The organism is Pseudoalteromonas tetraodonis (assembly GCF_002310835.1).
GTDB classification, from domain to species: domain Bacteria; phylum Pseudomonadota; class Gammaproteobacteria; order Enterobacterales; family Alteromonadaceae; genus Pseudoalteromonas; species Pseudoalteromonas tetraodonis.
Genome location: NZ_CP011041.1, coordinates 748,830 through 765,539 on the forward strand (window position 1 = coordinate 748,830; position 16,710 = coordinate 765,539).

Genomic DNA, 16,710 nt, shown 5'->3' on the forward strand with positions numbered 1-16,710 from the left:
ATTCAATGAGCAATATAGTTAGTCTTAACGCACAAAACCTTCAGCAAGTATTGGGTGAAACATCACAACAAAAGTTAGTACTACTTAACTTTTTTTCTCCACAAAGCCCAGAGTGTATTAGCCAAGCAGCTATTTTAGATAAGTTAGCTGCTGAATACAGCAACTATATAGTAGTCGCAAACTTAGACTGCGATGCAGAGCAGGCACTTGCCTCTCAACTTGCCCAACAAGTTGGATTGCAAACCTTACCTACTTTAGTGTTATTAAAAGACTCATCTCCAGTTGATGTATTAGCGGGTGCTCAAACAGAAAGCCAAGTTCGTGATGCATTATCTAAACATTTACCAGCTCAACAAGACTTATTATTAGAGCAGGCTAAGCAAGCACTGATTAATAGCGACTTAAATGCCGCGTTTACTTATGCCAAACAAGCGTATGAACTTGATAGTCGTAATGCGAGGATTAAATTAGTACTGGCAGATATATGTATACAAATCCACAAACTCGATGAAGCCGCTGCGTTAATAGAAACAATAGATGTAAAAGAGCAAGATGCATACTTTAATAATATTAAGGCAAAATGTGAGGCCGCATTAGAGGCAACCGATTCACCGCAGATAAAAGAACTTCAAGAAAAAGTCGCTAAACATCCAAATGAACTTGATTTGCAAATGCAGCTAAGTAACCTTTTAAATGAAGCGGGAAGGAAAGAAGAGGCATTAGAAGCACTCTTTACTATCCTTAAAAAGGATCTTAACTATGATGAAGCCAAACCAAACTTCTTAGCAATAATCGCCTCTTTACCTGACGGCGATGCATTAGCCGCTAAATATCGCCGCAAGCTCTATAGTATTTTATATTAACGGCTAATTAGAACCTTTATAAAAGCATCTAACTAAAGATGCTTTTTTGTTTTCTACATTTAAAAAGAGGATAAATGCAGGGTTATCCACAGGGTTTTGTGGGTAACGTGTGTGTCTAGGTGGGGTATCTTTGGGGTAAAAATTAAATGCAAAAAAGCCTTTAAAAACGCTTGCGTTAAAATCGATTCGCCCTATAATGCGACCCCACTGAGACGGGGAACGCCAACGCATAGCGAGGCACGAGCTACTTAGTGAGTCGAGTAAAACTTAGTTTCGAAAACTTTCAAGTTTAAAAAATTAAGTGTTGACAAAAAAATAGGAAAGCGTAATATGCGCAGCCCTAGCGAGATAAAGTTAAACGCTTTAATCGCAACCGGATAACCGGTATAGCTCTTTAACAATATAAAGCAATCATCTGTGTGGGCACTCGTACAGATTGAGTTCTAACAGCCAAGCTACTTAGGTAGTGAGGCAAACAAATTTAGAGTCTCAATTGAAACTGAGTGACCAACAGAATAGTTACTTAGGTAATTATTCAGCACAGTCAATTCAATATCGAAAGATATTAAATAATTCAGAATTCATTGAGCTGTCGAAAGACATAAAACTTTTTAATTGAAGAGTTTGATCATGGCTCAGATTGAACGCTGGCGGCAGGCCTAACACATGCAAGTCGAGCGGTAACATTTCTAGCTTGCTAGAAGATGACGAGCGGCGGACGGGTGAGTAATGCTTGGGAACATGCCTTGAGGTGGGGGACAACAGTTGGAAACGACTGCTAATACCGCATAATGTCTACGGACCAAAGGGGGCTTCGGCTCTCGCCTTTAGATTGGCCCAAGTGGGATTAGCTAGTTGGTGAGGTAATGGCTCACCAAGGCGACGATCCCTAGCTGGTTTGAGAGGATGATCAGCCACACTGGGACTGAGACACGGCCCAGACTCCTACGGGAGGCAGCAGTGGGGAATATTGCACAATGGGCGCAAGCCTGATGCAGCCATGCCGCGTGTGTGAAGAAGGCCTTCGGGTTGTAAAGCACTTTCAGTCAGGAGGAAAGGTTAGTAGTTAATACCTGCTAGCTGTGACGTTACTGACAGAAGAAGCACCGGCTAACTCCGTGCCAGCAGCCGCGGTAATACGGAGGGTGCGAGCGTTAATCGGAATTACTGGGCGTAAAGCGTACGCAGGCGGTTTGTTAAGCGAGATGTGAAAGCCCCGGGCTCAACCTGGGAACTGCATTTCGAACTGGCAAACTAGAGTGTGATAGAGGGTGGTAGAATTTCAGGTGTAGCGGTGAAATGCGTAGAGATCTGAAGGAATACCGATGGCGAAGGCAGCCACCTGGGTCAACACTGACGCTCATGTACGAAAGCGTGGGGAGCAAACAGGATTAGATACCCTGGTAGTCCACGCCGTAAACGATGTCTACTAGAAGCTCGGAACCTCGGTTCTGTTTTTCAAAGCTAACGCATTAAGTAGACCGCCTGGGGAGTACGGCCGCAAGGTTAAAACTCAAATGAATTGACGGGGGCCCGCACAAGCGGTGGAGCATGTGGTTTAATTCGATGCAACGCGAAGAACCTTACCTACACTTGACATACAGAGAACTTACCAGAGATGGTTTGGTGCCTTCGGGAACTCTGATACAGGTGCTGCATGGCTGTCGTCAGCTCGTGTTGTGAGATGTTGGGTTAAGTCCCGCAACGAGCGCAACCCCTATCCTTAGTTGCTAGCAGGTAATGCTGAGAACTCTAAGGAGACTGCCGGTGATAAACCGGAGGAAGGTGGGGACGACGTCAAGTCATCATGGCCCTTACGTGTAGGGCTACACACGTGCTACAATGGCGCATACAGAGTGCTGCGAACTCGCGAGAGTAAGCGAATCACTTAAAGTGCGTCGTAGTCCGGATTGGAGTCTGCAACTCGACTCCATGAAGTCGGAATCGCTAGTAATCGCGTATCAGAATGACGCGGTGAATACGTTCCCGGGCCTTGTACACACCGCCCGTCACACCATGGGAGTGGGTTGCTCCAGAAGTAGATAGTCTAACCCTCGGGAGGACGTTTACCACGGAGTGATTCATGACTGGGGTGAAGTCGTAACAAGGTAGCCCTAGGGGAACCTGGGGCTGGATCACCTCCTTATACGATTTAGAACTTATTTGTTCGTAGTGTCCACACAGATGATTGTTAGTTAGCTAAGCCACTGGCTTAACTAATTAATATGCTCTTTAAAAATTTGGAAAAGCTGATAATAAAATTCGTATGAATACAGTGTATTTGTACAGAGTTTTCAAAAGTAAAAAAGAATGATAGCAGTATCATTCAGTGCCATTTAATGAACGTTTACGTTTATTGATTGGTATCTACTTTAGTATTCAATATTAACTTCTGGCGAAGTTAAACTGTCACAAAACAAAGACCCGTTTGGGTTGTATGGTTAAGTGACTAAGCGTACACGGTGGATGCCTTGGCAGTTGGAGGCGATGAAGGACGTATTAACTTGCGATAAGCCTAGTCAAGCTAGTAAAAAGCACTTGAGACTAGGATTTCCGAATGGGGAAACCCACCTGCTTGCAGGTATCGTTAACTGAATACATAGGTTAACGAGGCGAACGCGGAGAACTGAAACATCTAAGTACCCGTAGGAAAAGAAATCAACCGAGATTCCGATAGTAGCGGCGAGCGAAATCGGAACAGCCCTTAAGCTTATTATGTGTTAATGGAAGGCTCTGGAAAGTGCCACGATACAGGGTGATAGTCCCGTACATGAAAACGCATTTTAAGTGAAATCGAGTAGGTCGGAGCACGTGAAACTTTGACTGAATATAGGTGGACCATCATCTAAGGCTAAATACTCCCAACTGACCGATAGTGAACCAGTACCGTGAGGGAAAGGCGAAAAGAACCCCTGTGAGGGGAGTGAAATAGAACCTGAAACCGTGTACGTACAAGCAGTAGGAGCCCACTTGTTGGGTGACTGCGTACCTTTTGTATAATGGGTCAGCGACTTATATTTTGTAGCGAGGTTAACCGATTAGGGTAGCCGTAGGGAAACCGAGTCTTAACTGGGCGAATAGTTGCAAGGTATAGACCCGAAACCCGGTGATCTAGCCATGGGCAGGTTGAAGGTTGAGTAACATCAACTGGAGGACCGAACCCACTAACGTTGAAAAGTTAGGGGATGACCTGTGGTTAGGAGTGAAAGGCTAATCAAACCGGGAGATAGCTGGTTCTCCCCGAAATCTATTTAGGTAGAGCCTCGGACGAATACTTACGGGGGTAGAGCACTGTTAAGGCTAGGGGGTCATCCCGACTTACCAACCCTTTGCAAACTCCGAATACCGTAAAGTAATATCCGGGAGACACACGGCGGGTGCTAACGTCCGTCGTGAAGAGGGAAACAACCCAGACCGCCAGCTAAGGTCCCAAAGTCATAGTTAAGTGGGAAACGATGTGGAAAGGCCCAGACAGCCAGGAGGTTGGCTTAGAAGCAGCCATCCTTTAAAGAAAGCGTAATAGCTCACTGGTCGAGTCGGTCTGCGCGGAAGATGTAACGGGGCTAAACTATGCACCGAAGCTGCGGATTCAAAATTTATTTTGAGTGGTAGGGGAGCGTTCTGTAAGCGGTTGAAGGTGTACCGGGAGGTATGCTGGACGTATCAGAAGTGCGAATGCTGACATGAGTAACGATAATGCGGGTGAAAAACCCGCACGCCGGAAGACCAAGGGTTCCTATCCCATGTTAATCAGGGTAGGGTAAGTCGACCCCTAAGGCGAGGCCGAAAGGCGTAGTCGATGGGAAACGGATTAATATTTCCGTACTTGGTATAATTGCGATGGGGGGACGGAGCAGGCTAAGCAAGCATGGCGATGGTAGTCCATGTGAAAGTGTGTAGGCTAGCGACTTAGGTAAATCCGGGTTGCTGTTAGGCTGAGACACGAGACGAGTCACCAAGGTGATGAAGTTGCTGATGCCATACTTCCAGGAAAAGCCTCTAAGCTTCAGATTATATCGAATCGTACCCCAAACCGACACAGGTGGTCAGGTAGAGAATACTAAGGCGCTTGAGAGAACTCGGGTGAAGGAACTAGGCAAAATCGTACCGTAACTTCGGGAGAAGGTACGCTCCGATTGGTGATGAGACTTGCTCTCTAAGCTGATTGGAGCCGCAGTGACCAGGTGGCTGGGACTGTTTATTAAAAACACAGCACTGTGCAAAATCGCAAGATGACGTATACGGTGTGACACCTGCCCGGTGCCGGAAGGTTAATTGATGGGGTTATCTTCGGAGAAGCTCTTGATCGAAGCCCCGGTAAACGGCGGCCGTAACTATAACGGTCCTAAGGTAGCGAAATTCCTTGTCGGGTAAGTTCCGACCTGCACGAATGGTGTAACCATGGCCACGCTGTCTCCACCCGAGACTCAGTGAAATTGAAATCGCAGTGAAGATGCTGTGTACCCGCGGCTAGACGGAAAGACCCCGTGAACCTTTACTACAGCTTGGCACTGAACATTGAACCTACATGTGTAGGATAGGTGGGAGACTTAGAAGCAGAGACGCTAGTTTTTGTGGAGTCGTCCTTGAAATACCACCCTTTGTAGTTTTGATGTTCTAACGTTGGCCCGTGAATCGGGGTTACGGACAGTGCATGGTGGGTAGTTTGACTGGGGCGGTCTCCTCCCAAAGAGTAACGGAGGAGCACGAAGGTTGGCTAAGTACGGTCGGACATCGTACGGTTAGTGTAATGGTAGAAGCCAGCTTAACTGCGAGACAGACACGTCGAGCAGGTACGAAAGTAGGTCATAGTGATCCGGTGGTTCTGAATGGAAGGGCCATCGCTCAACGGATAAAAGGTACTCCGGGGATAACAGGCTGATACCGCCCAAGAGTTCATATCGACGGCGGTGTTTGGCACCTCGATGTCGGCTCATCACATCCTGGGGCTGAAGTCGGTCCCAAGGGTATGGCTGTTCGCCATTTAAAGTGGTACGCGAGCTGGGTTTAGAACGTCGTGAGACAGTTCGGTCCCTATCTGCCGTGGGCGTTTGAGAATTGAGAGGGGTTGCTCCTAGTACGAGAGGACCGGAGTGAACGAACCGCTGGTGTTCGGGTTGTCATGCCAATGGCATTGCCCGGTAGCTACGTTCGGAACTGATAAGCGCTGAAAGCATCTAAGCGCGAAGCAGGCCTCGAGATGAGTTCTCACTAGACTTTTAAAGTCTCTGAAGGGCCGTTGAAGACTACAACGTTGATAGGCAAGATGTGGAAGTGGTGTGAGCCATTAAGCTAACTTGTACTAATTACCCGTGAGGCTTAACCATACAACGCCAAACGCGTTTTATGTGATAGTTTAAGCGCAGAAGTTAATATAACTAAAGTAGATTTACGATACTCTTTATTATCAGAATTCCAAATTTTAGTAAGCTCGATTAAATCGAACTTACACCAAATTTGCTTGGTGACAATAGCGTTTTGGACCCACCTGACCCCATGCCGAACTCAGTAGTGAAACGAAACAGCGCCGATGATAGTGTAGCATTTGCTATGTGAAAGTAGGACATTACCAGGCTCCAAATAAGAGAAAGCCCGACTAGAAATAGTCGGGCTTTTTTACGTCTGTAGGAAAGTTAAAATATTAGCTATCAGCCGTCAGCTATCAGTTGCACAGTGTCAACCTGTACTTTGTAGCGTGGGTTGAGTCTACGACATTACCATTGCTCCAAACTGAGAAAGCCCGATTAGCAATCGTCGGGCTTTTTACGTACGCAGGAATGACACACTAAAGGCCTGTGGTGAGTATAATGCTAAGGGAGTTCAGCGATTAAGCCCAACGTGATTACTTAGGACTGTGTACAATACTAATCTACTTTGTTGGTGAAGTCATAGTCGTGTGTGATCTTGAATATAGAAGGGGAAGCGTGTATTTCACATCGCTATCAAGTCTAATGTACGCATATATTGCTAGCCTAAATATATAATGTTTAAACGAATCAGCTACGGTTTTTTTAAGGCCTTATAAGATCGCTGTATGCATATAGAAAAACTCATTTAAGTTGGGCTGAAAAGTGACTATGGTCTTTATTTTAGCTATTAGATGATTTTGCAGAATATATTAAAGAAATGATATTTGTGGAATAAACCAAGTAGGATCAAAAACGCCAACTCAAGGCTGGCGTTTCAATTATGAGGTTAAAGGTGATTATTAAACCTTAGGGCCTGCATTTTTAATTTCTTCAGATACGTCGTATTTTGCGAAGTTTTCTGTGAAATCAGCGGCTAGTTTAGCTGCATATTCAGCATACTTTGCTTTGTCTTCCCATGTGTTAATTGGGTTAAGCAGCTTGCTATCAACGCCTGGTACTGCAACTGGTACGTCTAGATTTAGCACGTCAATGTGTTGAGTTTCAACACCAGCTAATTATACAGATACGATTGCGTCAACAACAGCACGTGTTGTTGGAATATCGAAACGCTTACCAATACCGTACGGACCCCCTGTCCAGCCTGTATTAACTAGGTAAACTTTAGCGCCGAACTCGCGTACACGCTTCATTAGAAGTTCTGCGTAGACACCTGCAGGACGTGGGAAGAAAGGTGCGCCAAAACAGGTTGAAAATGTAGATTCGATATCACTGGTAGAGCCAATTTCTGTAGAGCCTACTTTTGCAGTGTAACCACTTAAGAAGTGGAAAGCTGCAGCTTCTTCGGTTAGTACAGATACTGGAGGAAGGACACCACTTACATCACATGTTAAGAATACAACCGCTTTAGGCTCGCCTGCACGGTTTTCAACTTTGCGTTTTTCAACATGCTCCAGTGGATAAGCTGCACGGCTATTTTGAGTTAGGCTGGTATCATTAAAATCAGGAACGCGATTTTCATCAAGTACGACATTTTCTAAAATTGTACCGAATCGAATAGCGTCCCAGATAACAGGTTCGTTTTTCTGAGAAAGGTCAATACATTTAGCGTAACAACCACCTTCGATATTAAATACACTACCTGGTGCCCAGCCGTGCTCGTCATCACCGATTAAGAAGCGAGTTGGATCGGCTGATAACGTTGTTTTACCTGTACCAGATAAACCAAAGAATAACGCAGTATCGCCTGCTTCGCCTACGTTAGCAGAACAGTGCATTGGTAATACACCTTTCGCTGGTAGTAGGAAGTTTTGCACAGAGAACATCGATTTTTTCATTTCACCCGCGTAGCGCATGCCAGCAAGTAACACCTTACGTTGTGCAAAGTTAATAATAACTGTGCCATCGCTATTGGTACCATCGCGTTCTGGATCACATACAAACGAAGGTACATTCATTACTTGCCACTGAGGGAAGTCTGCTTTGTTGTATGATTCTGGTTGGATGAACATGTTTTTAGCGAAGATATGGTGCCAAGCAGTTTCTGTTGTTACAACCACTGGAAGATAGTGCTCTGGATCAGCGCCAACTTCAAGGTGAGAGATAAAGTGGTCATTGCTTTGCACATGTGCTTCTACACGTGCCCATAACGCGTCAAACTTATCTGCATCGAATGGGCGATTTACATTACCCCATTGGATTTCATTTTCAGTACTTGATTCTTGAACAATAAAACGATCTTTTGGAGAACGACCGGTACGACGACCAGTGTTAGCTACAAAAGCACCATTGGCGGCTAAAGTCCCTTCGCCACGGCTGATAGCGTGTTCGACAAGTTCAGCTGCAGTTAGATCGACAAAACGGGTAGCGCTTGAAGTCATGTTTATACCTAAATTGTGTGAGATTGAACGGGATAGCTCTGGGTCTTAGTAACCTTTAAGCTGCAATTATAGTAACAGATGGATTAAGGATATTCGAGCTTATAAACGCCGTAAAAACATATAAATTAAGGAAAAAACATGAATAATTTCAATGATACCGGTGTCATGAAAAATGCTCAGCTTGTGATACCGGTGTCATTTTTTAGGCACAAAAAAGCCATAAAAAATTATGGCTATTTTGTGCTGTGTTTTATAAAAGTAGATTAGTTAAATATACTTTTTATATCTTGCTCGTTAAACACATAATCTTTTAAACAGTAATGGCAGCTAATTTTAATCTCACCATTTTTTTCAACATCGTCCAAAAGCGCTTGTTGGCCAACATTAACTAAAGCCGTCATCGTTTTTTCGCGGTTACAGCCACATTTAAATTGAATTGGTTGAGGGTCAAATACGCGTGGGTTATCTTCATGATAAAGGCGCGTTAGAATAGTATTGGCATCAAGCTCTAGTAGCTCTTCATCTTTAATGGTATTGCTGAGTGCTTCTAAGTGAGCAAAATCTTCAATCGACTTTTGTTTATCAACAGGTAGCACTTGTAAAAATAGCCCACATGCTTTGGCGCTTCCCTCTGTGGTGTCGGTTGCAAACCAAAGGCGCGTTTTTAATTGTTCAGATTGCTCAAAATAGCTTTCTATACATTCACTTAAGGTATCATGCTCTAAAGGCACTATACCTTGGTAACGCTCCCCTTGCGTCGGAGTAATAGTGATAACCATGTAACCTTGGCCTATAAGCTCTCTAACTGTTGACCCTGTCACTTCACTTTGAAGTCGTGCTATGCCACGCATATTTTGTTGGTCGTCACCGTTAATAACGGCATATTTTACCGGCCCATCACCTTGTAGTTGAACGGCAATTTCGCCTTCAAACTTTAATGTTGCTGTTAATAAACAGGTTGCAACAAGCAGCTCACCTAGTAATGCTTTAACGGGCTCTGGGTAATTGTGTTTAGCAATCATTTCATTGTAAGCGTTGTCTATTTGTACGAGTTCGCCACGAACATCGAGATTGTCGAATAAATAGCGATGAAGTAAATCTTGTTGCATGAGCGGCTATACCTAACTTGATTTCATTTTTAAAAGTTCGCGTCTTTGCTTTTTATCAGGCTTTTTAACCGGATGAGGTGCAAAGAAGCTGTTATTTTTGCGTGCGATAGTATTTTCTTCACGCTTAGCGATACTTGCATCAGATTCTTGATACAAGGTCTGTGCAATGGGGGCGCTTTGGCGCTTTTCAAGTATATTTAATACTGTGACAGTTTTTTCATCAACGCCTTGGGCTAGCTTTATAACTGCGCCAATTTCTACAATTTTGCTGGCCTTACTACGTTGACCATTATAATGTACTTTGCCGCCTTGTACCATTTCGCGTGCTATTGCTCGCGTCTTATAAAATCGAGCAGCCCATAACCATTTATCTAACCTGACTTTAAGTTCGCTCGAGTTTTCTGAGTTGTCGTTGAGTTTAGCTTTCTTTGTCATGGAACATCTCTAGTAAATTCGGTTATTAGCTAAATTACCATGAAATAGGTATGCCATGAAGTTATAGCTTGATTCTGTAACTAATGAGGAAGATAAATTAATCTGTTTACAAAGTTTAATATTAGCGTGCTTGTTGAATGAAAAATGAAAAGGTACTATGGCTGGGTGATTTCGCTATAAATTAAAATAAGAACACTACTTATGGAACAGCACGTTCAACAATTTAAACTGCTATTAAACCGTTTGCCACACGCTAAATTAAGCGTGTTAGTTATGGTTTTAGTTATTGTTTATATTGCATTTTTGTCATCAAAGCTCGTTTGGCTTTTATGGCCGCACCCAGTAACAACTCCTCTTGCTCCCAGTAGCTACTCTAGTCAAGTCACGGGCGGCAATAACCAGTCTGTCGATTCGATTATTGGGCAATTTTTATTTGGTAAAGTAAATGTAACAAAAAACACCAATACTGCCCCCCAAGCCAAAGTTATTAATAATGCCCCTGAAACGCGCTTAAGTATAAATTTAACCGGTATTGTTGCTGTGAGTAATGATGATAAAGCGGGGATGGCCATTATTGAATCGCAAGGTCGCCAGGCGAGTTACTTAGTTGAAGATGTTATTCAAGGTACACGTGCAAAGGTATCGCAAATACTCCCAGACCGTGTCATTTTAGATGTAAGCGGCCGCTTTGAAACCTTAATGCTTGATGGGCTCGACTTTACCAAAACGGTGTCTATGCCGGTACTAGCCGCGCGAGATGAGCCTGAGATGGGGCCGTTAGCACCTTCATCGCAAAGTGAAGAGCAGATAGATGCAACCGCCAACCTTGAAGTAAAAGAAGCATTAATAGAAACCCGCGAAGAGCTTTTAGAAGAGCCTGGTAAATTATTTGATTACATACGTGTTGCCCAAGCTATGAATGATGGGGAACTTATAGGTTACCGTTTGAGTCCAGGTAAAGAGCCTGAATTATTTAAACAAATGGGATTACAAAATAACGATTTGGCCGTGGCAATTAACGGCTATCAATTAACTGATTTAAAACAGGCTATGGCAGCAATGAATGAGCTGCGAAATAGTACCGATGCAACTATCACCATAGAGCGTGATGGTGAGCAAATCGATGTGCTTTTTAGTCTGCAATAACTTAGCTTTGGAGTTTTAACATAATGGTTCAGGTGCTACACCTCAAAAAAATTAAAAAAGGGTTAGCTAAGTATGCGGCACTTTTTTTAGCGGCAAGTCTTTCTATGTCGGTTGCTGCTGTTGAATATGCTGCTAACTTTAAGGGCACAGATATTAATGAGTTTATTAATATTGTGGGCAAAAACCTTAATAAAACCATCATTATTGATCCTAACGTGCGTGGCAAAGTTAATGTGCGCAGTTATGAGTTAATGGATGAGGCACTTTATTATCAATTCTTTTTAAATGTATTAGAAGTTTACGGCTATTCAGCTGTTGAAATGGATAACAACATTATAAAAATAGAAAAAAGTTCAGATGCTAAAAAATCCAATGTACCGTTAATTACAACGGACAGCGATGCAGCTGGCGATATGATGATCACTCGGGTTGTACGAGTTAAAAATGTCAGCGTACAAGAGTTAGGCCCTTTGGTTCGCCAGTTTAGTGACCAAAAAGATGGCGGTCATGTTGCTAACTTTAATGCCGCTAACGTGATGATGCTAACAGGACACGCAGCCTCTGTTAATCGTTTGGTAGAAATTATTCGCTCTGTTGACCAAGCGGGTGATAAGCGCGTTGATATTGTAAAACTTAAATATGCAACAGCTGATGATGTGGTATCGGTAGTTGATAATATTTATAAAGACAGTGGCAAGGGCAGCGTTCCTGAGTTTTTAATTCCTAAAGTTGTGGCTGATGGCCGAACTAATAGCGTGATTGTGAGTGGTGAAGGTCAAGCTCGTACCCGCGCCATTGATCTTATTAAACGTCTCGACGGCGAACTTGAAAGCCAAGGTAATACCAAAGTATTTTACCTAAACTACGCAAAGGCAGAAGATTTAGTCAAAGTACTTCAAGGTGTGAGTAAATCGCTGGCAGAGGATTCAAAAGGCGGAGCAACCAACAATGCGCGTAGTAGTAATAGAAACGACACGAGTATTGAAGCACATCCTGATTCTAACTCACTCGTCATTACCGCTCAGCCAGATACGATGCGTTCACTTGAATCGGTTATTGAGCGTTTAGATATTCGCCGCGCACAAGTATTAGTAGAAGCCATTATTATTGAAGTCATGGAAGGTGATGGCGTTAACTTTGGCCTGCAATGGATTTCAGAGCAAGGTGGGATGCTACAATTTAATAATGGTACAACAGTACCTGTTGGTTCGTTAGCCGTAGCGGCAGAACAAGCCCGTGATAAAACGGTAACTAAAAATATCATTGGTACTGAATCAGGTACTGTCACCAAATATGATGAAACAACTGAAGGTGACTACGGCCCACTAGCATCATTACTCGGTGGTATTAATGGCTTAGCCATGGGGGTAATTAAAAATGACTGGGGCGCAATTGTTCAAGCTGTTTCAACCGACACTAATTCGAATATTCTAGCGACTCCATCTATTACTACAATGGATAACGAAGAAGCATCTATTTTAGTTGGTCAAGAAGTGCCAATCATTACTGGTTCGCAAACAGGTAGTAACAACGAAAATCCATTTCAAACGGTTGAGCGTCAAGAGGTGGGTATTAAACTTAAAGTAACCCCTCAAATTAATGATGGTTCAGCGGTGCAGTTGACCATAGAGCAAGAAGTTTCAAGTGTTAGTGGCGCAACAGCAGTCGATATTTCGGTGAACAAGCGCGCAATTAAAACTACTGTAATGGCCGATGATGGCGGTATGGTGGTATTGGGTGGCTTGATTGATGAAGATGTACAAGAGAGCGTTTCAAAAGTGCCACTATTAGGCGACATTCCTATTTTAGGCCACTTGTTTAAGTCAACTAATACAACAAAGCGAAAACGTAATCTAATCGTGTTTATTAGACCGACCATTATTCGCGATGGCATTAGTATGAATAAGCTCAGCTTTAGTAAATATAACTTTATTCGCGGTGAGCAATTTAAAAAGCGTGAAGATGGCATTAACTTAATGCCAATGTCTGATACGCCTATTTTACCTGAGTGGAATGACGAATTAGTGTTACCACCTACGTACGAAGAGCATTTACGCAAACAAAATGCACAAGAGCGTAATGATGACTAATGCGATAGAAGATATTAATCAAGACGTTGTTCATCCAGCTGCACATAACAACGATGAAATGCTTGAACAAGAGGATTTAATTGAGCTGCCTGCAAAGCGTTTGCCGTTTTCATATGCAAGGCGGGTGGGTGCGTTACTTAGTAAACATAAGGATAACCGAGTTGTTTACTACCGTGGCGAGTTGGATATTGATGTATTGCTAGAAGTGCGCCGCATTGCAGGACATGGCTTCACACTTGAGCAACTAGAAGATGATAAATTTGAGTTATTACTAGAAGCATCGTATCAACGTGACAGCTCAGAAACTCAGCAAATGATGGAAGACATTGGTAACGAGGTTGATTTATTCTCGCTGGCTGATGAGCTTCCTCAAACTGAAGATTTACTTGCTGGTGATGACGACGCGCCTATTATCAAACTCATTAATGCCATGTTGAGTGAGGCCATTAAGGAAGGCGCATCTGATATCCACATTGAAACGTTTGAACAAGAACTGGTTATTCGTTTTCGAGTGGATGGCGTACTCAAAGAAGTTTTAAAACCTAATCGTAAATTAGCCTCTTTGCTGGTATCGCGTATTAAAGTAATGGCCAAACTCGATATTGCAGAAAAACGTATACCGCAAGATGGCCGTATTAGTTTACGTATTGCAGGGCGTGCAGTAGATGTGCGTGTATCGACTATGCCATCGAGCTTTGGTGAGCGAGTCGTATTGCGTTTGCTTGATAAAAACAATGCGCGTTTAAACCTTGAAGATTTAGGCATGACCGCGAAAAACCGAGAGCTATTTGCTGATTTAATTAGTAAGCCTCACGGTATAATCTTAGTTACAGGCCCTACAGGCTCTGGTAAAAGTACTACTTTATATGCCGGTATGAGCCAAATTAACTCGCGGGATCGCAATATTTTAACGGTTGAAGATCCCATTGAGTATGAAATCCCAGGTATTGGCCAAACACAGGTTAATACCAAGGTTGATATGACTTTTGCCCGTGGCCTACGCGCTATTTTACGTCAAGATCCTGATGTGGTTATGGTTGGTGAAATACGTGACTTAGAAACCGCTCAAATTGGTGTACAAGCATCGCTGACTGGTCACTTAGTTATGTCTACATTGCATACCAATACCGCCTCAGGTGCAATTACCCGTATGGAAGATATGGGTGTTGAGCCATTCTTATTATCGTCATCATTACTCGGCGTATTGTCACAGCGCTTAGTACGTACCTTATGCAATAGCTGTAAAGAAGGGCATATTGCAGATGAGCGTGAATGTGAATTACTCGGCGTACCGTTTGATAATGCTCCGACGATTTACCGCGCGGTAGGGTGTGAAGAGTGTAACTTTAACGGTTATCGTGGTCGTACAGGTATTCACGAATTATTAGTCGTTGATGAAACTATTCGTGAAATGATCCACAGCGGTAAAGGTGAGCAAAGCGTAGAGAAATATATTCGTAAACGCAGCCCAAGTATTCGTCAAGATGGCTGCAGCCGCGTACTTGCGGGTAAAACAACGCTTGAAGAAGTATTACGCGTAACCCGTGAGGAAGGCTAACAATGGCGGCGTTTGAATACCGTGCATTAGATGGCCGGGGAAAAGAAAAAAAAGGAATTTTAGAAGCGGATACAGCAAAGCAAGTTCGCCAACTTTTACGCGATCAAAAGCTAACCCCCCTCGAGGTGGTGCCAGCTGCTCAAGATGATAAACAAGTTCGAGGTCAAAAAGCGCCATTATTAGGCTCTTTATTTAAGCCGACAATATCAACGTCAGATCTTGCTTTGATTACACGTCAACTTGCGACCCTAATTCAGTCAGCCTTACCCGTTGAGGGTGCCGTGATGGCGGTTGCTGAGCAGTGTGAAAAACCACGGCTAAAACGTATGTTAATGTCTGTGCGCTCTAAAGTGGTGGAAGGGTATACGCTTGCTGATGGGATGAGTGAATTTCCGCATGTATTTGACGATTTATACCGTGCAATGGTGGCCGCAGGTGAAAAGTCAGGTCACTTAGATCAAGTACTTAACAGATTGGCTGATTACACCGAGCAACGCCAACACATGCGTAGCCAAATTACGCAAGCGATGGTGTATCCCATTATTTTGGTCGTGTTCGCTATTGGTATTGTTTCAGTATTATTAGGTACTGTGGTGCCTAAAATACTAAAAACGTTTGAAAAAACCAAACAAGTATTACCTTGGACAACCGAATGGGTCATGGCGGGTAGTCATTTTGTACAAAATTATTGGTTTGTTAGTTTATTAGCGATCACGGCGATTGCTATTGGAATTAAATACGCACTTAAAAAACCTAAAGTACGGTTTTGGTGGGATGCAAAAGTATTACATATGCCAGGCATAGGTAAGGTTGCTAGAGGTATTAACACGGCGCGCTTTGCCCGTACATTAAGTATTTTATCGTCAAGCTCAGTGCCGCTACTTGAAGGAATGCGTATTTCAGGTGGGGTGTTGGTTAACGAAAAAATAAAGCAAGCAGTGGCAGATGCCGCAGAAAGAGTCAGTGAAGGGGCGAGTCTTCGTGCTTCACTACAGCAAACTAAGTTGTTTCCACCAATGATGCTACATATGATAGCCAGTGGTGAAAAGTCCGGTGAACTTGAGCAAATGTTAGAGCGTGCTGCTAACAATCAAGATCGCGAGTTTGAAAGTATGGTTAATGTGTCATTAAAATTATTGGAACCGGCAATGATTGCCTCTATGGCAGTGATTGTGCTTTTCATAGTAATGGCAATTTTGCAGCCAATTATGGCAATGAACAAGGCCGTAGGTCTTTAAGTATTTTTTATATTAATGATTTAAACAAATCATTTTTGCTTAGTGTTTTTAGAATAACGAGGTAATAACGTGAATAAACAATCAGGTTTTTCTTTATTAGAAGTCATGGTGGTACTGGTTATCATCGGGATGATCATGTCGATTGTGGCACCTAATATTATGGGCCAGCAAGAAGAAGCGGCTATTGATAAAGCGCATTTAGATATTCAGCAGTTAGAAGATGCTATGAGTTTGTACAAGCTTAAAAATAAAAGCTACCCAAGTACAGAGCAAGGTTTAGAGGCATTAGTTACTAAAACCAGTATTGAGCCCATTCCAAAGCGTTTTCCTGATGGTGGCTTTATTAGCAAGTTACCGGAAGATCCATGGGGTAATAATTATCAATTAATCAGCCCTGGAGAAATAGGTAAATTTGATATCTTTTCGATGGGTCCAGATGGCGAACCAGCCACCGAAGATGACATTGGTAATTGGGATGAAGATAAGCAGTAATGACCAATAACTTTACCATGCACTTAAACATA

General features: G+C 43.1%; 9 protein-coding genes, 3 rRNA genes and 1 pseudogene. 10 read left to right on the forward strand and 3 right to left on the reverse strand.

The window, feature by feature from the left end:
* Positions 1-5: 5 nt before the first annotated feature.
* The 4 genes from PTET_RS03490 to rrf all read left to right on the forward strand — a co-directional run bounded on the left by PTET_RS03490 (position 6) and on the right by rrf (position 6,438).
* Positions 6-863, forward strand: a complete 858-nt coding sequence (locus tag PTET_RS03490) for a tetratricopeptide repeat protein (RefSeq protein ID WP_096038203.1) — start codon at positions 6-8, stop codon at positions 861-863.
* A gap of 612 nt (positions 864-1,475) precedes the next feature.
* Positions 1,476-3,009: ribosomal RNA gene (locus PTET_RS03500) — 16S ribosomal RNA — on the forward strand.
* Between the two features lie 293 nt (positions 3,010-3,302).
* Positions 3,303-6,190 (forward strand): 23S ribosomal RNA (locus tag PTET_RS03505).
* A gap of 133 nt (positions 6,191-6,323) precedes the next feature.
* A 5S ribosomal RNA gene (gene rrf, locus PTET_RS03510) occupies positions 6,324-6,438 on the forward strand.
* The 16S, 23S and 5S rRNA genes sit together here, the layout of an rRNA operon.
* Positions 6,439-7,071: 633 nt before the next feature.
* Here the strand turns inward: rrf and PTET_RS03515 are convergent.
* A pseudogene (locus PTET_RS03515) lies at positions 7,072-8,610 on the reverse strand (phosphoenolpyruvate carboxykinase).
* A gap of 138 nt (positions 8,611-8,748) precedes the next feature.
* Between PTET_RS03515 and PTET_RS19265 the strand changes: the two are divergent.
* Positions 8,749-8,877, forward strand: a complete 129-nt coding sequence (locus PTET_RS19265; RefSeq protein ID WP_013464244.1) for a hypothetical protein — start codon at positions 8,749-8,751, stop codon at positions 8,875-8,877.
* Here the strand turns inward: PTET_RS19265 and hslO are convergent.
* Together hslO and hslR are read right to left on the reverse strand one after the other, a co-directional pair.
* Positions 8,874-9,719, reverse strand: a complete 846-nt coding sequence (gene hslO / locus PTET_RS03520) for an Hsp33 family molecular chaperone HslO (protein WP_013464245.1) — start codon at positions 9,717-9,719, stop codon at positions 8,874-8,876. The genes PTET_RS19265 and hslO overlap by 4 nt on opposite strands.
* 12 nt (positions 9,720-9,731) lie before the next feature.
* Entirely contained in the window at positions 9,732-10,154 is a 423-nt protein-coding gene (hslR, locus tag PTET_RS03525; protein WP_013464246.1) for a ribosome-associated heat shock protein Hsp15, read from the reverse strand.
* A gap of 201 nt (positions 10,155-10,355) precedes the next feature.
* Between hslR and gspC the strand changes: the two genes are divergently transcribed.
* The 5 genes from gspC (at position 10,356) to gspG (ending at position 16,678) form a co-directional block, all read left to right on the forward strand.
* The gene (gene gspC, locus PTET_RS03530; RefSeq protein WP_013464247.1) at positions 10,356-11,300 is read left to right on the forward strand and encodes a type II secretion system protein GspC; all 945 of its coding nucleotides are present in this window, start codon (positions 10,356-10,358) and stop codon (positions 11,298-11,300) included.
* A 23-nt stretch (positions 11,301-11,323) separates the two neighbouring features.
* Complete coding sequence (gene gspD / locus PTET_RS03535) at positions 11,324-13,390, forward strand: type II secretion system secretin GspD (protein WP_096038204.1); 2,067 nt, start codon at positions 11,324-11,326, stop codon at positions 13,388-13,390.
* On the forward strand, positions 13,383-14,948 hold the full coding sequence (gspE, locus tag PTET_RS03540; RefSeq protein ID WP_024601513.1) for a type II secretion system ATPase GspE: 1,566 nt from the start codon (positions 13,383-13,385) through the stop codon (positions 14,946-14,948). The genes gspD and gspE overlap by 8 nt, the downstream gene beginning before the upstream one ends.
* Positions 14,949-14,950: 2 nt before the next feature.
* Positions 14,951-16,186, forward strand: coding sequence for a type II secretion system inner membrane protein GspF (gene gspF / locus PTET_RS03545; protein WP_016900324.1), 1,236 nt, complete (start codon positions 14,951-14,953; stop codon positions 16,184-16,186).
* Between the two features lie 69 nt (positions 16,187-16,255).
* Positions 16,256-16,678, forward strand: a complete 423-nt coding sequence (gspG, locus tag PTET_RS03550) for a type II secretion system major pseudopilin GspG (RefSeq protein ID WP_016900325.1) — start codon at positions 16,256-16,258, stop codon at positions 16,676-16,678.
* The last annotated feature ends 32 nt before the right edge of the window (positions 16,679-16,710 follow it).